Here is a 21,093-nt window from a genome sequence, read left to right on the forward strand (position 1 = left end):
TTGGAGTTTAGATGATATTCGCAATAATATAAATGATTTTGTTTATAGATATAACAATGAGAGAATACACTCTTCAATTGGATATGTTACACCACACGAATATTATCTTAAGAATTTAACGTGTGTTTAAAAATTTAAGCATATATTAGTATAAGTTAAGTTTGTCCAATTAGAGGGGAGCCGTCCGATAGTTCTTAACTAAATATATTTACACTTATTTTTCTCAACTGATAACAAAAATTTGATGAATAAATTTAAATTTCACATTAGTTTTCTATAAATTGTTATAATCTGTTACAAATTCCTTTCCTAAAGTCATGTTTTTTACCTTTACTTCATTTTTTATTTTCTCTTCTTCACCAATTAAAATTACATTTTCTATACCTAATTTATTGGCATAATTCATTTTCTTTTTTAAAGAATCTTCTTCAAAATATATAGTAACTCCATAACCCTTTTTCTCTAGGCTTTTCATAACAGTTCCACAATATTCTAATGTATCACCTATTGGTATTATTAAATAATTCAACTTTCCTTTCACATTATAATTTTCTATAAATCCTATTTCTTTTAAAACAAAGAATAATCTTGTCATACCTATAGAAATTCCTACCCCTGGTAATATCTTATCTGTATAATTTTCTGCCAAATTATCATATCTTCCCCCTGAACATATTGAACCATAAGTTTCATTTCCTATTAGCAAAGTTTCAAAAACTGTTCCTGTATAATAATCTAACCCCCTAATAATTTTTAAATTAATTTCAAATTCATTCTCCTCAACACCTAAAACTTTTAGAATTTCATTTACTTTCTTAATCTCACTTACGCCTTCTATAAAATAATCTTCTTTAATATTTAGTCTTTCAAGAGACTCTAATATCTCTTTATTACTTCCCTTAATATCTAAAATATCGCTTAAATATAAAGTTTTTTCATTTCCTATTAAAAATGTAAGTTCTTCAATAAACTTTCCTTTGCCAATTTTGTCGTATTTATCTATCAACATCATAACTTCATTTGAGTTTTCTATGTTTAGACTCTTTAAGATTCCTTTTAATATTTTTCTATTACTAATTTGAAATTTGTAATTCTTAAGTTTTATTTCCTTAAATGCTTTTGACGCTAAACTTATAACCCAAGCATCATTTTCTATAGCTAATTTATCTTTGCCTATAACATCTATATCACATTGATAAAACTCTCTATATCTCCCCTTTTGATTTCTCTCACCTCTATACACTTTTCCTAGTTGATATCTTCTAAATGGGAAAGTTAATTCATTATAGTGTTGAGCTACGTATCTAGCAAAAGGTACTGTTAAATCAAATCTTAGTGTTAAATCATTCTTTCCTTTTGTAAAACTATAAACTTGCTTTTCCGTTTCACCACCAGTCTTTGCAAGAAGCACATTAGCTTTTTCTATTATAGGAGTGTCTATAGCTAAACAACCGTTCTTTTCATATACATTTAAAATTTTATTTACTATGTCATTAAATTTTTCTTGCTCATTTGGTAATAGTTCCATAAATCCTGGTAATATACTTGGTTTGATTATTTCTTTTTTCATTTTTACTCTCTCCTTAAATTAAACTTATTTCTTTTCATATGCCTTATACGACAAAAAACCGTGTAGGCATATACCTACACGGTTTAAATAAATTATGTTTACACTTAATTTATCATCACCTAGAGATACAAGCCTACGGCAATAGACTTGTATCTACAATTAAGCAGACCAAGTCTCTAGTGATGATGATGCATAAAATATACTTTGTTTCTATTAAGTGTACTCATAATTTTCCTCCTAAAATTTTATATAATATAAATTATTATTCTAAATATTTTACTTTTTATGTTACTTTTTTTATTTATATTTCAATTTTATTTTAACTTATAAATAATTAAATCCTATTATACATCCATAAATTTCTTCTGTAAAGTCTAAATTTATTTCTTTACTATATTTTAACTCAACGTTCAAATTTGATACATTTTTTTAATAAGCCAGAGGTTCATATTCTAGCAATACAACCTATAATTATATAAAGTAACTTATTTCAAAGAAGAAAATTTATATTCATTTTATTGTATATATTGGTATAAATGTTATAATTATCATAGTTCTATTTTATTATTTTCCAAATAACTATAACTTGTAAAAAATAGATATAAGTCGAACCTCTAATTTAAATTGATTTTATAATTAGATAACATATATAAAATATTACGTGAATTCTTTGTACTTTGAGGAGGATTAAATATGAACAGAATTGAAATTTTAAGAAAATATATTGATGAAATAATCTTAAATATGACAGATGTTGAAGAACGAAGATGTGCTTATATGCATTTATATGGAGTTGCTCAATCTTGTACATTAATTGCATTAAAGCGTAAAGAAAATGCTGAACTTGCAACTATGGCAGGCATGCTTCATGATATTTACTCCTATGCTAAAATGGACACAAAAGAACATGCACATAAAGGTTCTATTTTAGCAAGAGAAATATTGCAAAAATTACGTATCACAAATGATAATGAAACTAAAATTATTTGTGATGCTATTTATAATCATAGTGAAAAAGAACTAATACATTCTCAATTTGATGAAATCTTAAAAGATGCAGATGTTTTTCAACATTGTTTATACAATCCTATGTTTGAAATCAAACCACATGAAAAAAACAGGTATGAAAAACTTAAACTTGAATTTGGTATTGCATAGAATTAAAAGTTATAATTATTAATTTTATAATTTAAAATATATTATTTCTAAACTTTTTTATATGATTTTCCTCAAAGAGCAGTTAACCGTTCTTTGAGGTTTTTATCTTTTCTTCAAGTTCTTTAATTTTTTATACTTAATTATAATAATGATATCTTTTGATTTTTATGTTTTATTATATTAAATTTATTTTATACAACATAACATTAATTACAATTTGACATTATATATTCTAAAAACCCTGAATCTTCATTTGTTTGCTCTTTTATAATTTTAAAATTTTTACTTATATAAAAATTCACTGCACCTTCGTTTTCTTTATAAACTGCTAAGCTTAAAAGTTCATATCTTTCAACTGCAAAATCTATCAATTTACTTCCTATTCCTAGGTTCTGAAAATTAGTGTCAACAAACAATGCACCTATAAAATTATTGTCTATTACACTAATAAATCCTCTTATATCTATACCATCATCATATACAAACGTTTCTGCCATAGGAATATATATATCTTTAACTTTATTATAATTTTCTTTCCAATAACTCTCTTCTATAAAGTTATGGGCTTTAATAGTACTTTCCTCCCATATTTTCATAACTTTATCTATCTCATTATCATTTATCTCTCTTATCATAAATAAAACTCCCTTCATAAATTCAAATGTCAGCTTGTTTTTCTATATTAACCATAATTGTTTAATTTATTTTACATGATTTTAATATGTTTGTAAAAGTAAATAAAGCAACCTAATAATAGGTTACTTTATTTGTTTAACAGTTTTTTTCAAGTATTGAGTTTTTATATTTTGTATTTACTATGATGTAACCTATAATTTCAATTACTAAGAAAATTATAGAACATCCAACTCCAGCTTTAATATATGATCCACTAAAGTTAGCAGATAAAATTAACATTACAATAAAAGTTATAATTGTTGAAATTATAAACGGTACAAACATTAGTATAAAATTTTGTGTAGATATTATTTTAGAAAGTTCCTTTTTAGAAAGGCCAAGCTTAATTATACCTTTAAACTTAATTCGCTCTCTTTCAATATCTGTAATAAGTCTAAAATAAACTATACTTAATGCTGCAATAATAAAAATTATGCTTATAAAAAATCCTATATATAGTGTAAGATTTTTAACCATCTTTTCTGTATTTAAAATATCATTAGCACTAAAGAATCCAAATTTATAAACATCTCCCCTTACTAGTTTGCTTTTAAGATCCTTTGAAACTACTGAGTCATTCTGCCAATTATCAATATTATAAGAATAATCTTTTATAATATTAAAATTTTCTCTTTCATTAAGAGTATTTAATGTTTTATCATTTACAACTACAACTGTATTAAAATAACTGTCTGGAAATATGTTCTTTTCTCCCAAACCTACTATAGTATAATTATTTCCTCCTAAAAGAGATGTATTTTGTTTAGACGATTCCTCTTTTATACTTAAACTTGAATTTACTTTTACCAAATAAACTTCATTATCTTTAAGTGAAACTTTCTCTCCACCAACACCTTCTATAAGATTATTATAATCACTTTCACTTATTAATCCATTTCTGAAATCTTCATCTTTATATAATATTTCAGCCTTAAATTTTTTATATCCAACTTTATCTTTTAAAGAATTCCCTATTAATTCTATATGTTCTTGCTCATTGTCATTATTTCCAAGAGACATATATGTATAACTATAAGGTTGTACATTTTTTGTATTCTTTTCTACATCTGCACTTGAAGCATATAAAATATCAATAGCTAAAAATGCTCCTATAAATAAAACTGTAACAAGATACATCATCTTTATATTAGAATTAAGTTTTGATTTTATATCTGATATTGTTAGCATATTTGTCTTTTTTAAATAAAGTTTTTTACTCTTTAATTTTGAAACTAGTAAAATAGAACCTTGAGAATATATAACATATAATACAACTAAAGCCCCTACAAACATTGCTGTAGTTCCTAGTTGACTATTTACAAATTCTCTTATTCCTTCATATTTTTTATAAAATGCAATTAAGAGAATTAAAATAGAGGCTATAAATACACCTATAGTCATTAATAATGGTGATATTTTACTTTCTTTTTCAGAAATTTTATCTGATTTTAATAATTTTATAACTTTATCTTTACGAATAAATTTTGGTGTTATAAATGCTATTATTAGAAATAGAATAAAAAACATAACAAATGTTAACCCTATTGCTTTAATAGGAAAATATATTTTAAATCCATTAACACCCATTATATTTCGAGAAATCATTAAGAAAAATGGTGAACATATTAGTCCAAGTATAATAGCTGTTATTATTGAAGCAATTCCTATAAACATATTTTCTTTAAATATGATGTTATTAAGTTGCTTTTTTGATGCCCCCATAATTATAAAAGTTCCTAAAGTTTTCTTTCTAGAATGCATAAATGATTTAATAGAATATGCAATAAAAATAAATGAGAAAATATATACTATAATATTTCCTGCTTCCATTACAAGTGAAAGTGTAGCTCCATCTCCAATAACACCTAAATCAGGGTGAAACATAGAAATTGAGAAAGAAAAAAATATAAAAACTGAAAATACACTGCTTAAAAAATAAGCCAAATATGTTAGCTTATCTCTTAATACATTGTTAATTGCTAATTTATTTAAATTCATTTCTTCCACCTCCTAAGAAACTTAAAGTGTCCATGATTTTTCCATAAAACTCATTTTGATTATTTTGTGAATGGATTTCATTGTATAAATTACCGTCTTTAATAAAAATTACTCTACTACAAAAGCTAGCTACATATGGATCATGAGTAACCATTAAAATAGTTGTATTTAAATTTTTATTTATGGAAACAAAAAGCTCCATTACATCTTTTACGGCTTTTGAATCTAAGTTACCAGTAGGCTCATCTGCTAAAAGTAATGCTGGTTCATTAATTATTGCTCTAGCAATAGCTACCCTTTGAGCTTGTCCTCCTGAAATTTCAAAAGTACGCTTCTTTAATAATGCTTCTATACCTAATAATTTTGTTGCACGACTTAATCTTTCTGCCATAATTGATTCTTTAACATTGTCCAATGTAAGAGGAAGAATTATATTTTCTTCTACAGTTAAAGTATTTACTAAATTAAAATCCTGAAAAACAAAACCTAGTTCTTGTCTTCTAAATTTTGAAAGATTATCATCATCTAATTCATGAGGTTTTTTATCATTTATTATAATCTCTCCACCAGTAAAATTATCAATTGTAGAGATACAATTAAGTAAAGTAGTTTTTCCACTTCCTGAAGGTCCCATTATTGCAACGAACTCTCCTTTATTTAAATCAAAACTTACACCATTTAAAGCTCTATATTTTATTTTTCCATCATAAATTTTTTCAATTTCTTTTACTTTTAATATACTCATATAAATCATTTCTCCTTACGTATAAAATATTTTTGATACTCTAATTTTACTTAAAGAAATGAATATAAACCATTTGTTAAGCTTTCAACTTTATTACACTTTTGTAATAAAAAAAGCCCTGAACTCTCAAGACTTAAAAATATTAGAAACTTTTAAAATTTATTATTTATTTTAATAACTCTACAAATATTTTCTGTTGTTCTTTCTACATTTTCTTTTCCATTTTTTAAAGCTTCATCCAATGTTTCAACTCCTGGTAAGATTCCAAATACAGCATTTATCCCTAACTCATATAGTTTTTCTATATTAGAATCAACTCTGCCACCTAATGCTATTACAGGTATATTATATCTCTTTGCTAAACTAGAAACCCCAATAGGTGTTTTACCAAAAGTTGTCTGAATATCTATACTCCCTTCACCTGTAAATATGAAATCAGCATCTTGCAATTTATCCTCTAATCTTGAATAATTTATTACAAGTTCTATCCCAATTACTAATTTTCCATTGCAAAATCCAATTAGTGCTGCACCTAATCCTCCTGCTGCACCTGCACCTTCTAATTTATCAATTTCTTTATTAAACTGATGCTTTACAATATTAGAAAAATGCTTTAAACCTTCATCTAATACTATAACCATATTTTTAGTTGCACCTTTTTGTGGTCCAAAAACAAAACTTGCTCCTTTATTACCAGTTAAAGGATTCTTTACATCACAGGCAACTTCTATATTTATATTTGCGATTCTCTTGTCAAATCCTGATAAATCTATTCTAGATAATTTTTTTAAATTTCCACCGCCAAAACCTATGTCATCGTTATTTATATCTAAAAACTTTGCACCTAAAGCTTGAAGCATACCTACTCCGCCATCATTAGTAGCACTTCCTCCTAGCCCTATAAGAATTTTGTTGCATCCTTTATCCAACACTTCTTTTATAAGTTCTCCTATACCAAAGGTTGTTGTGATTAATGGATTTCTCTTTTCTCTTGGAACCAAAGTTAATCCACTAGCCTCTGCAATCTCTATGATTGCTGTTTTGCCATCATTTAAAACACCAAACTTTGCATTAACATTGTTTCCAAGAGGGCCTGTTACTTCTTTTACATATACTTGTCCTTTAGTTGAATCTACTAAAGATTGTACTGTACCTTCTCCACCATCTGCCATAGGAACATGAATACACTCTGCATCTTTAAATACTTTTTTTATTCCTTTTTCCATAGCTATGCATACTTCTTTTGATGTCATACTTTCCTTAAAAGAATCTGGAGCTAATACAAATTTCATACTATCACCTCTATGTTTTATCTTAGAAAAGTAAACTTTACATTTTAACAATCCTATAAGCCATTATTAATTTCATTTTCAGTGATTTTTTCAAGTACAAGAGTACCAATATTTTCACCATTAAGTATATCTTCTAATTCATATACCTCTTTAAATTTCAAATATATCTCATCTTCAATTTGAATAGTATGTCCAGCTATTATCTTTGCTCCACTTTCATATTGGTAATTAAATATGTTTTCAAACATTTCATATACTTCTTCTGTTTCTTCAAATGTTCCATAATATGCATATTCACAAATACCATATAAGTTATTTCCTTTTGTAACAAACCAAACCCCATCATTATGAGGAATCTTTACAAAATTTCTCCATACCATCATTGCTGGAGTGTTTGCTAAACTTCTTCCACCATTTTCTTCTCCCATAGCTTGTATTAAAGACGGAATCAATCCATTCCAACTATATCCGTTTATTAGTCCTAATAGATTATGTTCTAAAAAACCATAGGCTAACTTAAAATATGTATTAAAAATATGGTTCATATCAATACTTTTACCTTCATAAAAAGCAATGATATGATAATTATGTTTTTTCATATTATCTAATTCATCCTTATTTCCATATGAACAATTGATTGTATAATCACATATATCCTTTGGAAGCTTAGAATCTATTCCAACTACTCTAAACTTATCTTCATTAATTGTTATATTAAAATATAAACCATTTTTCCCATCTAAATCATACATCATATCAAAGTTAACCACAGAGTTATCTATGCTATTTATCCTTTTAGTTATTTTTTCCTTGTCTAGTACAAAAGAGCTAGGGAATATCATATATAAAGCAAAACTTTCTTTTTCCTTTTTATCACCTCCTAGAATTTCTTTTTCTTTACTTTTCTTCTTTAAAAAATTAAACATATAAACCTCCATTATGTATATATTTCCAAGTTAAAATTTAAATTTATTTCAGTTTCATCATAACTTTTTAACTAACTATAATTGTAATTATTTTTTAGTTTAAAACACTAATGATTTCTGAAATACAAATAATCATATATATAATAAATGCTATTATTTCTACTGAAATTGTACCTATATAATTGTTTTTACTTATTTCTCCATTATTAAAACGTTTTCTTGATGTGTATATTAAACTTAACATTAAAATACTTATTAAAAAAGGAATTAAACCTGGTATTATAACTTTCTTTAAAAAATAAGCTACAACTGTAAATATTGTAACAATATAAATAATCCATTTTATTACACTAATAACTTTACTTTTCATTTTAATTATCCCCTGTCTAAGTTTATGGTTTTTTAGGGACTGGCTAACCTTTTCTTACTTATGACAACTAAATTTTAAGAGCTTCTTTTTATTTTATGGAGCTACATTGGTCGTGCCTGTCCCATTTGTTACGGTGCTACATTTAGATACTAATATTATCTTACTTTATAAAATTAATAATTTGTTCAATACATACTACAATATTAAATATAGCTGCTAATAAGCATGTGCAAAGTATTAATATCCAGTATTTTTTATTTATTTTTCCACTATTTAATTGTTGTTTTGATGTATATATTAAACTTAACATCAAGACACTCATTAATCCTGGTATTAGACCTGGTACTTTAATATCTCTTGTAAAATATATAATTCCTACTAATATTGAAAAAATAGAAATAATACATTGTATTATAACCGCTGTTTTATATTTCATCTTATGCCTCCTAAGTAAAATATTTCCTGATTAAATAATATCATTTTTCAAGTATGTTATCCATAATTATAAGGAAACAAGCTCAAATTTAAATTTATTCAATAACTTTAAAATATTTTTATATAAGATATAGCGTTAAATTCTAAGTGATTCAGAGCATGTCTCACTATTTGAGGTATGCAGGTTTTGGAATGAATAATTTTAAAAGTCAACTTGGAACCCTATAGTTAATTTTTAATTACTCTATTATTTCCAAAACAAAAAGCCATAAATAAATTATGACTTTTAAAATTAATATAAATTTATATGTTTTAAATATTCCCCTGTTGTTTTGCTAGTAAATTATGTATATAAAATCCAACCATATCCGAAACATACCCTAGTACTGCTCCACATAATAAAGCTGGTATTACAGCCTTCCAATTTCCCGATGTAGCAAAAGTACAACAACATCCACAAAAGGCTCCTGGTATAAACTCTAATTTTTTAGATTTTGCTTGTATACACATTACAAAAGAAAAGAATCCAGTAAAGAAATATCCCCAATATGAACTAACAAAATAAGATGAACATATCATAATTGCCATTGCCCAAAGTACTCCACTAAGATTTGCAAAAATAGATTTTTTAAATCCATTAAAATTTCCACCAGATGCAAAATAGCTTGTACATCCTATAAACCCAATCCAACCTATTAGCCCCATAGAATCGCTTATCCATGCCCATAAGCCTGAAAATATCCCTACACTAATAGCTGTAATAGTTGATCTGCTCATTAACTATCTTTCTCCTCTCAGATAATAGAAATTAATTTCTAAATTATCTTTTTATCTTATGTATAATATAATTATAAAAAAACAAAGCTCCTTTTACATAAAAAGGAGTAATAAAAATAAAATTATATCATTAAACATATAGGTAAACAAGCCTACCTTTAAAAATTATTCAATAACCTTTTAAAAATATTTTTATATACTTTAAAGCCATAAAAACACTAAAAATACCGTTAAATAATTAGAAGTTATAACGGTATTTTTACTAACTTAGCTTTATTTTTAATTAATTTTTCCACTCTCTTTTTAAAATCGAATAAACAGCTAAACTAGAATATCTATTATTTCTAATTTGAACTTCTCTTAATGTTCCCTCATAAGTCATTCCACATTTTTGCATTACTTTTCCTGATGCCACATTATCTATATCATGTTTGGCACAAATTCTATTCATTCCAACTTCTTCAAATAGATATTTTATTATTGCTTTAAAGGCTTCTGTTGTAATACCCCTATTCCAATATTGACTTGAAATGCAATAACCAATTTCACACGCCTCGTTCGTATCTTCTAATTTAACAATTGATATATTTCCAATTGCCTCATTAATGTCCTTTAGTTCTATTACCCAATTATAATCACTTATATCTTCATATTTAGATATCCATAAATTAACAATTTCTTCTGAATCTTTAATATCCCTATGGGTTTGCCAAGATAAATACTTTGTTACCTTATCATCACTTCCCCAATTTTTGAACATATCAATTGAATCCCTATATTCAAATTTTCTTAAAATAAGTCTATCAGTTTCTAGTAAAACAGTACCTTTATGTTTCATCGCCATTCCCCCTTTATTATTTTCATATCCACCATGTTTTTTGAATATTTCTATTTATTATACATAAATATTGTCAAATAGCAATAAATTTTTTAAATAATAATTATATAAATAGATTTAAAATTGAATAATTATAACCAAAAATAAGGTTGCAGTTTTATTCTGCAACCCTATCTTAATATTTTAAAGTTAAAGTAAATATATCTGTAGCAATTTTTTACTATAACCTTATATTTTTTTAGCTACAAGAAGAAATCTATGTTCTGTTCCTTCTATATATCCAACTTCCTTTATTTCTTTATCTATCTTACATAAGTTTTCAAAGCAATTATCAACAGAAAAATTTGGGAACTCCCATTCTATTATCTTTGCAAAATATACTAATGCACCTGTATCGTAAAAACGTATTGGTGTAAATGATTCTTCTGATTGAATAATCTCAAATCCTTTATTTTCAAAAGCTTTAATATTATTTTTCAAATTATTATTAGGATATAATGGTTTAAAATTATTAATCACTTTTTCTGATAAATCAACATCATTTTTTGCCCCCACTTGTTGAGTAATAAAATATCCACCTACCTTTAATATTCGTTTAATTTCACCAACATCAAAGGATTCATGTCTGTTAATTATTATATCGAAAGAAGAATCCTCAAATGGCAATTTACAATCATCAACCACCTGTTTAACTGTTATTCCAAGTGGTTGTAATTTTTCCTTACAAATTGCAACATTAGGTGGGTATGACTCCGTTATAGCTGTATTACTAAATGGATGATTTAAAGTAAGTAGGAATTCTCCGCCACCTGTTCCCATATCTAAAAGTTTATATTCTTCTTTTAAATAGGATAATAAAATTTTTTCATAATCCCATGGTATACACTCTCCATCCCATCTACCATTGATATATGAAAAATCCCATCCTTGAAATACTTGATTTTCCTCATTTTTTAAATAGTTTTTTAATTGTTCTCTATTCATTTAACTACTCCTTTTCATATATAATAATTTAATTAGAAAAGCAGTGCAGTTAACTGATAACAAATATATTATTCTCTCGGCACAATCTGCTATCAGATTATATTAACTGCACCGAGTATTTACTTAATTTGTGTATCATAATAAAATTCACCTCTTTCAAAGATTTTAAAAAATCTCTTCCTTACTATGATTTAAACCCTATAAATTAATTTTAATATTTCATCAGTTACATCATCTAATTCATATTCTTTTGGTATAAGATTTAATGTATCTTTAATTAAATTAAAACAATTTTCCAAACTAGTTTTACTTTCATTTATACATATAATTGAATCTATTCTTTTCTCTAAATTTTCCGGTTTAATTTTTAAGTCTTCCACTATATGTTTTATCCACTTCCAATCTGGTTCCCACTGATTGTTTACTGCATACAGCACCCTTAGAATTCTTTGAATGTCTGGTATCATCCTTTGCAAAAATGGTATTTTATCATCTCGCTTTGCTAGCATTTTTCTAGATTCTATAGCTAATCCTACTGTCCATGGTTTTATAGTTTCTAATATAATGTCTTTTGCAAGTTTAATTGGATAATTTTCTAATTTTTCTTGTAAAAATTTCAGATTATTATTATCTCTTATAAAAATTGCATTTTTAAATGTTGATGCTAGTAATAATTTTTCATGACTATTTACTTTTTCATCAAGTATCAGTTCTAAATTTGTTTTCATATTTTCTATCTTCTGCCATCCAGCCTCAATCCAATATCCATTATATTTAAATATTATCCATATAGAACCATCCCAAAGTGGCATTCCATAGGGATATAAATCTGTTCCTCCAAGTTCTTTAATCCAATTTATTATAGTTTCTTCTTCTATCTTTTCATCAGTTAAAAATTCTATCTCAACATCAGAATCCTCATCAGCAAGGTTTCTAGACACAGACCCTATAATAACTATTTCTTTTCCATATTTTATTGGACACTTGCTTGCTACTTCTTTTGCCAACTTAATTCTTTTCTCACAATTATCATTAAACAATTTTTTACTCATAACTCCCCCTATATTCCTATAAAATTTTATACCTTAAATACTTTTAAACTATGAAAATATATTTCTTAACATTATATTTTCACATATTCATACCTTTATATTAATCCTAAATTTTATAAATTTAAAGTAATTTTTTTAAAAATTCAATATTTTCTGCATAATATCCATTTGCTTTAACAAATGACCAACTGCAATGATCGATAGCCATAGCTATTAAGAAATATTTTATATTCTTATAAAAATCTTCTTTTATATTCATATATGATTTATACCCATCAATAAAACATTTTTCATATTCCTTATTTTTAATAAAATACTTAAAATAAAGATTAGCTAAATCATTTTCGTAGTTATCAGGATAGCTATGTTCAAAATCTATTAAAGCATTAATTTTATACTCACCATCTATATTTTCAACTAATATATTTCTTCCTTCAAAATCATTATGAGTAAATCTAAATTCATTTTTATTAATTATTTTATTATAATTGCCTTTAAGGATTTTTATAGCTTTATATAAAACATCTTTATCAGGTAAATTCTGACTTTCTATTTCTATTATATTTTTGTTTAACTTTTTAAATTTATAATCTTCAAATTCTTGGGATGTTATTGTTTTATCCCATGTGACAGCATAATCAAAAATTTTAAATGAATGTATTTTCCCTAATGTTTCACCCATCTCTTTAAATATAAGTTTTTTATTTTCATCACTAATTTTCATAATGACATTATCTAAAGTTTCTCCACTTATATACTCCATGATAACCCAATCATAACCATGATAATTTCCTGTTTTTATTAATTTAGGTACTTTAACATTACTATCTTTTAGTATTTGTAATGAGTTTATTTCTCTTATACTTTTTCCATGATTAAAATACATTTTAAATACATATTTCTTATCATTTTCATGAATTATATAAACTAAGTTTCTTTTTATTTCATGATTTCCAATGGGATTAATTTTAATATTTTTATTTTCAACAATATTACTTATTAAACTTTTCATTTCATTCTCATCATAAATCATAACACCCTCACATAACCACTTTATAATATTTTTATTATTTCATTAACTTTTCTTTTTCCTTATCTATTATCTTTTTATCAAGTCTTTCAAATAATATGTGAAAATCTTTAATTTCTTTACCTGATATAAGTTCAATACTTTGCCACTTATCTCCTTCAACATCTAACCATTTTTTAATCTTTTGCGATGATTCAGGTAAAAATGGATTTAGTAAGTTAGCTATGTTTATTATTGAATATAAGCAATTATATATTGTTGTTTTACATTCTTCTAAATTAGAATTAATAGTAATCCATGGTGTTTTCTCATCAAAATATTTGTTGATACTTCTTATAAAACTAAAAATTTCTTCAACTACTATTTTAAAATTTCCATTTTCTATATGGTTTCCAACTGAATGGTATAAATATTTAATTTTTTTATTTATATTGTAATCCACATTTCCCTTAGGAATAGTATTATTAAAATATTTTTTTACGAAAACTAAAGTTCTATTTACTAAGTTACCATATGCACCTAATAATTCACCATTGTTACTATTTACAAATTCTTGCCACGAAAAATCAGTGTCTCTTTTTTCTGGTGAATTTATTAAGAAAAAGTACCTTAATGCATCTGAATTATAATTTTCTACTAAATCAGGTACCCACACAGCCCAGTTATTGCTTGTAGATATTTTTTTACCTTCTAGTGTTAAATATTCACTTGATACTATTTTATCTGGTAATTTATCATAACCTAAGCCCTTTATTAAAGCTGGTAATATTATAGAATGAAATGGTATATTATCTTTTCCATGTACATAATAAGAAATAGCATCTTCATTCCAAAAATCCTCATAAGATTTGTTCTTCTCTATTGCCCACTTTTTACTTAAAGTGAAATATCCAAGTACTGCATCAATCCAAACATAAACCTTTTTATCTTCAAACCCTTTTATAGGAATATCAATACCTAAAGATAAATCTCTTGATATTGCCCTATCACACAGTCCCTCTTTTAAATATCTTTCTGTATTATTTACAGCATTTAATCTCCAATCATTTCTTACTTTTTCTAAGTGAGTTTCAATTTCACTTTGAAATGTTGATAATGAAAAATATAATTGTTTATTTTCCTTAACTTTAGGTTCACTTCCGCACAATTTGCACTTTCTATCTAATAATTCAAGTGGTTCTAATAAACTTCCACAATTATCACATTGATCCCCTCTTGCTATAGAATTACATTTTGGACAAACTCCTTCCACATACCTATCTGGTAAAAATTGATTACAGTTTTCACAATAAATCTGCTCAACTTCCTTCTCATAAATTAATCCCTTTTCATGCAATAAACTTATTATATCTTGAACTTGTTTTTTATGAAATTCATCATCAGTTCTAGAATAATAATCATAAGAAAAATTAAGTTTTTTAAAACAGTTTTTAAATTCCTCATGATATTTATTAGCTATAAATGATGGAGAAACACCTTCACTTTTAGCTCTAATTGATATTGGTGTTCCGTGACAGTCACTTCCTGATATATATAAAACATTTTCTCCCTTCGCTCTAAAATATCTTGCTAATACATCTCCTGGTAATAATGATGAAATATGTCCTATGTGTAGTGACCCATTAGCATAAGGCCAAGCTCCTCCTATTAATATGTTCATTTTATCTCCTCCTATTAATTTAAATTTAAAATAAAAAAACTCTCGTTTCTAAGAAATTAATCTTAGGAACGAGAGTAATACTTCGTGTTACCATCCTAATTCACATATATCTCACAATATATGCCTTTTCAAGTACGTCATACAATGATTATACTCTATCACTATAACGGGTGAACCCGTTGCAGCCTTAACTTAAAAATTAAATCTCGGTGCACTACTCCAAGGCCATTTTCACTTTAATATCCTTTGCTTTTTCTCACCAACTTAAAGCTCTCTGTATAAGTATTCTTAAAGGTACTTTCCTTTTCATCGCATTTATTTTTCGATATATTGTTTTTTATTATACCTTTTTTAATAATATTGTCAATATTAATATTAAAATAAAAAGCAAATAAAGATTTTTTAAGATTTCAACTTAAAAAAGAAAAAATATCTTTTTTTTACATCAATTATTACTTTTTATTTCCATATACCCCTAAATATATCATCAGCATTCTCTGGCATTACTGATGAACCACCTATTAATGTTGTGCTCCTCATTGTGTGAAGAATTTTTGTTGTTACTTTATTGCAAAATATTTTTCCGTCTTCTGGTGTTATCGGATAATCTATTTTTATAGTTTCTAATTCTGCATCATTTTTAAATTCGTCCCATTTACTCCATCCTTTATGTACAGTTGTACCAAAAACTATTGGTGAGCTCATTTTAGCTGCTAATGGTGCAACGGTTAAACTATCAGCAAAATCATCTCCACGAGTTAAAAATACATTTTCTCCAACACTATATGGAAGAATTCTCTGATATTGATGATTAAGTATAGCAAAAGAATTAACATATTTATTTTCACCAGTTGCTTCTGAATTCTTATATCCTCCATCACTTCCAATTGGTTGTGGTATAATTTTTCTAAGTATTTCAGGAGTTGTTTCTTTTTTATATTCACCATATGAATAAACACGGTCAAGATTTAAATTATTTCTTTCTAATAAAGCTTTATATTTAGGAAGTATTGGATTATCTGATATTGGAACTAAAAGCATTGGTATATCCTTTATAGCCGCTGTTGGTGAAGCTATCATAGCATCATGCCAATCCATTCCACTTACAATTGTTGCACCTTTTAGTTTCTTTCCTTCTGCAACCTTTTCTGCTATTACATATGAAGTTTCATATCTATCTATTCCGCCAAGCCTAATAACATTTATTCCCATAGACTTTAATTGGTTAGTAACACTTTCACTTACAGCAGTTTCTCCACCAACTATTGTTACATTTTTAATTTTCATTTTTTCTATTTGCTTTTTTGTTGAATCTGTTAAATTATCTTGATGCGTTAATAATATTGGTGCATTTAATGTCCTACTTAACGGAGTTGCACATAAAGCATCAGGGTAATTAAATCCATTAGCTAGAATTACTGTATCTACTGATGTAGTTGCACAATCAGGATAAAAATATTCTCCATATTCTAAAGTTAATCCTAACTCCTCATTAGTTTTACAAAATTCATCTGCTATTTTATTAGCAGTTTCAAATCTATCTGAACCGCATAATCTATACTTAGTCCAGTTTCCATTTTCATCTGCATATACATTTTTAATTGACATACTTGATAATATAGTAAATGCACACGCTATTGCCATAGTTTTTAATATTTTTTTACTTCTCATAAATAATTCCCCTCAAATCCATTTCACTTTTTTCTATTTATATAACTACCAATATATTATTATCTTCTATTCCCATATACCTCTAAATATATCATCAGCATTTTCAGGCATAACAGATTGACCACCTATTAATGTTGTACTTCTCATTGTATGAAGAATTTTTGTTGTTGCTTTATTACAGAAGTTTCTCGCATCTTCTGGTGTCTTATTATAATCTATTTTTATCGTTTCTAATTCTGCATTATTTTTAAATTCATCCCATTTACTCCATCCTTTATGCACAGTTGTTCCAAAAACTATTGGTGAACTCATTTTAGCTGCTAATGGCGCAACAGTTAAACTATCAGCAAAATCATCTCCACGAGTTAAAAATACATTTTCACCAACACTATATGGAAGAATTCTCTGATATTGATGATTAAGTATAGCAAAACAATTAACATATTTATTTTCAAATGTTCCAGTTGTATTTCTAAATCCTCCATCATCTACAATAGGCTGTGGTATAATCTTTCTAAGTATTTCTGGTTTAGTTTCTTTATTATACTCTCCATAAGAATACACATCATAAAGACTTAAGCCATTTCTTTCTAATAAATCTTTATATTTAGGAAGTATTGGATTATCTGATATTGGAACTAAAAACATTGGTATATCCTTTATAGCTGCTGTTGGTGAGGCTATCATTGCATCATGCCAATCCATTCCACTTACAATTGTTGCACCTTTTATTTTTCTTCCTTCTGAAACCTTTTCTGCTATTATATATGATGTATCATATCTATCTATTCCACCAAGTCTACTAACGTTTATTTTCATAGATTTTAATTGATTTTCTACATTTTCACTTATAGCTGATGTTCCACCAACCAGTGTTATATTTTTAATTTTTATTTTTTCTATTTGTTTCTTAGTTGAATCTGTTAAATTATCTTGATGAGTTAATAATATTGGTGCATTTAGTGTTCTACTTAACGGAGTTGCACATAAAGCATCAGGATAATTAAATCCATTTGCTAGAATTACTGTATCTACTGATGTAGTTGCACAATCAGGATAAAAATATTCTCCATATTCTAAAGTTAATCCTAACTCCTCATTAGTTTTACAGAATTCATCTGCTATCTTATTCGCAGTTTCAAACCTATCTGAACCCCATAATCTATTTTTAGTCCAATTTCCGTTTTCATCTGCATATACATTTTTAATTATTGACCCACTTGACAATATTGCAAATGTACAAACTATTACTATAGTTTTTAATAATTTCTTACTTCTCATAAATAATTCCCCTCAAATCCATTTCACTTTTTTCTATTTATATAACTACCAATATATTATTATCTTCTATTCCCATATACCTCTAAATATATCATCAGCATTCTCTGGCATCACTGATGAACCACCTATTAATGTTGTGCTCCTCATTGTATTAAGAATTTTTGTTGTTACTTTATTACAAAATATCTCTCCATCTTCAGGTTTCATCTGATAATTTAATCTTATAGTTTCTAATTTTGCATCTTCAACAAATTCATCCCATTTACTCCATCCTTTATGAACTGGTGTTCCAAAAGCTATTGGTGAAGCTTTTTTAGCTGCTAAAGGTGCAACTGCTAAGCTATCTGCAAAATCATCACCTCGTGTTAAAAATACATTTTCGCCAACTTCATATGGTAAATCACGTGTATATGCTTGATTTAATATTGCAAAACAATTAACATACTTATTTTCTGCTGGTGCTTCAGTATTTTTATATAAAAATCCACTATTTTCTTTATCTATATATAAATTATTTGGTATCATCTTGCTCAAAATTTCTGTCTTTAATTCTTTTTCACTACCATAATCATTAACATTTACTATATTTATATTATTTTTTTCTAATAAAGATTTATATTTAGGTAATACTTCGTTGTCAGAAGTTGGTACTAATAATAGTGGAGCGTCTTTTATAGCCGCCGCTGATGAAGCTATCATTGCATCATGCCAATCCATTCCACTTACAGCTGTAGCCTGTTTTATTTTTTTATCTTCTGTAACCTTTTCAGCTATTAGATATGATGTATCATATCTATCTATTCCACCAAGTCTACTAACGTTTATTTTCATAGATTTTAATTGATTTTCTACATTTTCACTTATAGCTGATGTTCCACCAACCAGTGTTATATTTTTAATTTTTATTTTTTCTATTTGTTTCTTAGTTGAATCTGTTAAATTATCTTGATGAGTTAATAATATTGGTGCATTTAGTGTTCTACTTAACGGAGTTGCACATAAAGCATCAGGATAATTAAATCCATTTGCTAGAATTACTGTATCTACTGATGTAGTTGCACAATCAGGATAAAAATATTCTCCATATTCTAAAGTTAATCCTAGCTCCTCATTAGTTTTACAGAATTCATCTGCTATTTTATTAGCAGTTTCAAACCTATCTGAACCCCATATTCTATCTTTAGTCCAATTTCCGTTTTCATCTGCATATGTATTTTTAATCATTGACCCACTTGACAATATTGCAAATATACAAACCATTGCTATAGTTTTTAATAATTTCTTACTTCTCATAAATAATTCCCCTCAAATCCATTTCACTTTTTTCTATTTGTATAACTACCAATGTATTTTTTATTTCTATTCCCATATACCTTCAAATATATCATCAGCATTCTCTGGCATAACAGATGACCCACCTATTAATGTTGTACTTCTCATTGTATTAAGTATTTTTATCGTTACTCTATTACAAAATTTTTTTGCATCTTCTGGTGTTTTTTTATAGTTTAGTTTTATAGTTTCTAATTCTGCATTATTCTTAAATTCATCCCATTTAGTATGGCCCTTATGAACAGTTGTTCCAAAAACTATTGGAGAACTCATTTTAGCTGCTAACGGTGCAACCGTTAAACTATCAGCAAAATCATCTCCACGGGTTATAAATACATTTTCACCAACACTATATGGAAGAATATTTGAATATTGATGTTCTAATATATCAAAACAATTAACATACTTATTCATAGATACACCAACAAAATTTTTATATCCTCCATCATCTCCAATAGGCTGTGGTATAATCTTTCTAAGTATTTCAGGAGTTGTTTCTTTTGTATAATCTCCATAGGAATAGACACGGTCTAGATTTAAATTATTTCTTTCTAATAATTCCTTATATTTTGGCAAAATTGGGTTGTCTGATATTGGAACTAAAAGCATTGGTATATCCTTTATAGCCGCTGTTGGTGAAGCTATCATAGCATCATGCCAATCCATTCCACTTACAATTGTTGCGCCTTTTAGTTTCTTTCCTTCTGCAACTTTTTCTGCTATTACATATGAAGTTTCATATCTATCTATTCCACTAAGTCTGTTAACGTTCATTCTCATAGATTTTAATTGATTCTCTACACTTTCACTTATAGCAGCTTGTCCACCTACTATTGTTACATTTTTAATTTTCATTTTTTCTATTTGTTTTTTTGTTGAATCTGTTAAATTATTTTGATGAGTTAATAATATTGGTGCATTTAATGTTCTACTTAATGGAGTTGCACATAAAGCATCAGGATAATTAAACCCATTAGCTAGAATTATTGTATCTACTGATGTGGTTGCACAATCAGGATAAAAATATTCTCCATATTCTAAAGTTAATCCAAGTTCCTCATTAGTTTTACAAAATTCATCTGCTATCTTATTCGCAGTTTCAAACCTATCTGAACCCCATAATCTATTTTTAGTCCAGTTCCCATTCTCATCTGCATATGTATTTTTAATCATTGACCCACTTGACAATATTGCAAATGTACAAACTATTGCTATAGTTTTTAATAATTTCTTACTTCTCATAAATAATTCCCCTTAAATTCATCTCATTTTTTTATAGTTATATAACTACCAATATAT

At 26.6% G+C, this 21,093-nt stretch carries 20 protein-coding genes and 1 other annotated feature; of the genes, 2 read left to right on the forward strand and 18 right to left on the reverse strand.

The annotated features are described in order from the left end of the window. The first annotated feature begins 16 nt into the window (after positions 1-16). Positions 17-130, forward strand: a complete 114-nt coding sequence (locus KQI36_RS17970) for an integrase core domain-containing protein (protein WP_425321733.1) — start codon at positions 17-19, stop codon at positions 128-130. A 144-nt stretch (positions 131-274) separates the two neighbouring features. On the opposite strand, the gene hisS is transcribed toward KQI36_RS17970, so the two are convergent. Then, positions 275-1,570 carry a histidine--tRNA ligase gene (gene hisS, locus KQI36_RS16485; protein ID WP_216451856.1) on the reverse strand — a complete coding sequence of 432 codons (1,296 nt, stop codon included), beginning with the start codon at positions 1,568-1,570 and terminating at the stop codon, positions 275-277. A gap of 693 nt (positions 1,571-2,263) precedes the next feature. On the opposite strand from hisS, the gene KQI36_RS16490 reads away from it, so the two are divergent. Continuing rightward, the gene (locus KQI36_RS16490) at positions 2,264-2,728 is read left to right on the forward strand and encodes an HD domain-containing protein (RefSeq protein ID WP_216451857.1); all 465 of its coding nucleotides are present in this window, start codon (positions 2,264-2,266) and stop codon (positions 2,726-2,728) included. A 206-nt stretch (positions 2,729-2,934) separates the two neighbouring features. Here the strand turns inward: KQI36_RS16490 and KQI36_RS16495 are convergent, their stop codons facing one another. From KQI36_RS16495 to KQI36_RS16575, 17 genes are all read right to left on the reverse strand, one after another. Further along, positions 2,935-3,363 (reverse strand): N-acetyltransferase, encoded by a 429-nt coding sequence (locus KQI36_RS16495; protein ID WP_216451858.1) that lies wholly within the window; start codon positions 3,361-3,363, stop codon positions 2,935-2,937. Positions 3,364-3,499: 136 nt separating this feature from the next. Then, positions 3,500-5,401, reverse strand: coding sequence for an ABC transporter permease (locus KQI36_RS16500; protein WP_216451859.1), 1,902 nt, complete (start codon positions 5,399-5,401; stop codon positions 3,500-3,502). Next, positions 5,388-6,146, reverse strand: a complete 759-nt coding sequence (locus KQI36_RS16505) for an ABC transporter ATP-binding protein (protein WP_216451860.1) — start codon at positions 6,144-6,146, stop codon at positions 5,388-5,390. Before KQI36_RS16505 ends, KQI36_RS16500 begins: the two co-directional genes overlap by 14 nt. Positions 6,147-6,298: 152 nt before the next feature. Then, complete coding sequence (locus KQI36_RS16510; RefSeq protein ID WP_216451861.1) at positions 6,299-7,438, reverse strand: glycerate kinase; 1,140 nt, start codon at positions 7,436-7,438, stop codon at positions 6,299-6,301. 53 nt (positions 7,439-7,491) lie between these two features. Further along, the gene (locus KQI36_RS16515; RefSeq protein ID WP_244991635.1) at positions 7,492-8,364 is read right to left on the reverse strand and encodes a DUF4261 domain-containing protein; all 873 of its coding nucleotides are present in this window, start codon (positions 8,362-8,364) and stop codon (positions 7,492-7,494) included. 94 nt (positions 8,365-8,458) lie between these two features. Continuing rightward, positions 8,459-8,734 carry a hypothetical protein gene (locus KQI36_RS16520; protein ID WP_216451862.1) on the reverse strand — a complete coding sequence of 92 codons (276 nt, stop codon included), beginning with the start codon at positions 8,732-8,734 and terminating at the stop codon, positions 8,459-8,461. Between the two features lie 160 nt (positions 8,735-8,894). After that, positions 8,895-9,170, reverse strand: a complete 276-nt coding sequence (locus KQI36_RS16525) for a hypothetical protein (protein WP_216451863.1) — start codon at positions 9,168-9,170, stop codon at positions 8,895-8,897. Positions 9,171-9,481: 311 nt separating this feature from the next. Next, positions 9,482-9,946, reverse strand: coding sequence for a DUF1097 domain-containing protein (locus KQI36_RS16530; RefSeq protein ID WP_061994574.1), 465 nt, complete (start codon positions 9,944-9,946; stop codon positions 9,482-9,484). A gap of 283 nt (positions 9,947-10,229) precedes the next feature. Further along, positions 10,230-10,784, reverse strand: coding sequence for a GNAT family N-acetyltransferase (locus KQI36_RS16535; protein ID WP_216451864.1), 555 nt, complete (start codon positions 10,782-10,784; stop codon positions 10,230-10,232). Between the two features lie 228 nt (positions 10,785-11,012). Continuing rightward, the gene (locus KQI36_RS16540; RefSeq protein WP_216451865.1) at positions 11,013-11,768 is read right to left on the reverse strand and encodes a class I SAM-dependent methyltransferase; all 756 of its coding nucleotides are present in this window, start codon (positions 11,766-11,768) and stop codon (positions 11,013-11,015) included. A 191-nt stretch (positions 11,769-11,959) separates the two neighbouring features. Further along, positions 11,960-12,820: a DUF4037 domain-containing protein gene (locus KQI36_RS16545; protein ID WP_216451866.1), complete on the reverse strand. Its 861-nt coding sequence runs from the start codon at positions 12,818-12,820 to the stop codon at positions 11,960-11,962. 121 nt (positions 12,821-12,941) lie between these two features. Beyond that, the gene (locus KQI36_RS16550) at positions 12,942-13,853 is read right to left on the reverse strand and encodes a phosphotransferase (RefSeq protein ID WP_216451867.1); all 912 of its coding nucleotides are present in this window, start codon (positions 13,851-13,853) and stop codon (positions 12,942-12,944) included. Positions 13,854-13,887: 34 nt separating this feature from the next. Further along, on the reverse strand, positions 13,888-15,510 hold the full coding sequence (metG, locus tag KQI36_RS16555) for a methionine--tRNA ligase (RefSeq protein WP_216451868.1): 1,623 nt from the start codon (positions 15,508-15,510) through the stop codon (positions 13,888-13,890). Between the two features lie 61 nt (positions 15,511-15,571). Continuing rightward, positions 15,572-15,829, reverse strand: a binding site (T-box leader). Positions 15,830-15,969: 140 nt separating this feature from the next. Then, positions 15,970-17,181, reverse strand: a complete 1,212-nt coding sequence (locus KQI36_RS16560) for a cell wall-binding repeat-containing protein (RefSeq protein ID WP_216451869.1) — start codon at positions 17,179-17,181, stop codon at positions 15,970-15,972. 66 nt (positions 17,182-17,247) lie between these two features. Continuing rightward, positions 17,248-18,462 carry a cell wall-binding repeat-containing protein gene (locus KQI36_RS16565; protein WP_216451870.1) on the reverse strand — a complete coding sequence of 405 codons (1,215 nt, stop codon included), beginning with the start codon at positions 18,460-18,462 and terminating at the stop codon, positions 17,248-17,250. Between the two features lie 66 nt (positions 18,463-18,528). After that, positions 18,529-19,755, reverse strand: coding sequence for a cell wall-binding repeat-containing protein (locus KQI36_RS16570; RefSeq protein WP_216451871.1), 1,227 nt, complete (start codon positions 19,753-19,755; stop codon positions 18,529-18,531). Positions 19,756-19,821: 66 nt separating this feature from the next. Next, positions 19,822-21,036 (reverse strand): cell wall-binding repeat-containing protein, encoded by a 1,215-nt coding sequence (locus KQI36_RS16575; RefSeq protein WP_216451872.1) that lies wholly within the window; start codon positions 21,034-21,036, stop codon positions 19,822-19,824. Positions 21,037-21,093 lie beyond the last annotated feature (57 nt).

It is taken from the genome of Clostridium senegalense, assembly GCF_018916625.1.
Lineage (GTDB): Bacteria > Bacillota > Clostridia > Clostridiales > Clostridiaceae > Clostridium_J > Clostridium_J senegalense.

Coding starts and splice junctions, on each gene's coding strand:
- KQI36_RS16535 (WP_216451864.1), bottom strand. CDS start 10,784: ATGAAACATAAAGGTACTGTTTTACTAGAAACTGATAGACTTATTTTA.
- KQI36_RS16575 (WP_216451872.1), bottom strand. CDS start 21,036: ATGAGAAGTAAGAAATTATTAAAAACTATAGCAATAGTTTGTACATTT.
- KQI36_RS16500 (WP_216451859.1), bottom strand. CDS start 5,401: ATGAATTTAAATAAATTAGCAATTAACAATGTATTAAGAGATAAGCTA.
- KQI36_RS16520 (WP_216451862.1), bottom strand. CDS start 8,734: ATGAAAAGTAAAGTTATTAGTGTAATAAAATGGATTATTTATATTGTT.
- KQI36_RS16570 (WP_216451871.1), bottom strand. CDS start 19,755: ATGAGAAGTAAGAAATTATTAAAAACTATAGCAATGGTTTGTATATTT.
- KQI36_RS16540 (WP_216451865.1), bottom strand. CDS start 11,768: ATGAATAGAGAACAATTAAAAAACTATTTAAAAAATGAGGAAAATCAA.
- KQI36_RS16560 (WP_216451869.1), bottom strand. CDS start 17,181: ATGAGAAGTAAAAAAATATTAAAAACTATGGCAATAGCGTGTGCATTT.
- KQI36_RS16550 (WP_216451867.1), bottom strand. CDS start 13,853: ATGATTTATGATGAGAATGAAATGAAAAGTTTAATAAGTAATATTGTT.
- hisS (WP_216451856.1), bottom strand. CDS start 1,570: ATGAAAAAAGAAATAATCAAACCAAGTATATTACCAGGATTTATGGAA.
- KQI36_RS16515 (WP_244991635.1), bottom strand. CDS start 8,364: ATGTTTAATTTTTTAAAGAAGAAAAGTAAAGAAAAAGAAATTCTAGGA.
- metG (WP_216451868.1), bottom strand. CDS start 15,510: ATGAACATATTAATAGGAGGAGCTTGGCCTTATGCTAATGGGTCACTA.
- KQI36_RS16510 (WP_216451861.1), bottom strand. CDS start 7,438: ATGAAATTTGTATTAGCTCCAGATTCTTTTAAGGAAAGTATGACATCA.
- KQI36_RS16495 (WP_216451858.1), bottom strand. CDS start 3,363: ATGATAAGAGAGATAAATGATAATGAGATAGATAAAGTTATGAAAATA.
- KQI36_RS16545 (WP_216451866.1), bottom strand. CDS start 12,820: ATGAGTAAAAAATTGTTTAATGATAATTGTGAGAAAAGAATTAAGTTG.
- KQI36_RS16530 (WP_061994574.1), bottom strand. CDS start 9,946: ATGAGCAGATCAACTATTACAGCTATTAGTGTAGGGATATTTTCAGGC.
- KQI36_RS16565 (WP_216451870.1), bottom strand. CDS start 18,462: ATGAGAAGTAAGAAATTATTAAAAACTATAGTAATAGTTTGTACATTT.
- KQI36_RS16505 (WP_216451860.1), bottom strand. CDS start 6,146: ATGAGTATATTAAAAGTAAAAGAAATTGAAAAAATTTATGATGGAAAA.
- KQI36_RS16490 (WP_216451857.1), top strand. CDS start 2,264: ATGAACAGAATTGAAATTTTAAGAAAATATATTGATGAAATAATCTTA.
- KQI36_RS16525 (WP_216451863.1), bottom strand. CDS start 9,170: ATGAAATATAAAACAGCGGTTATAATACAATGTATTATTTCTATTTTT.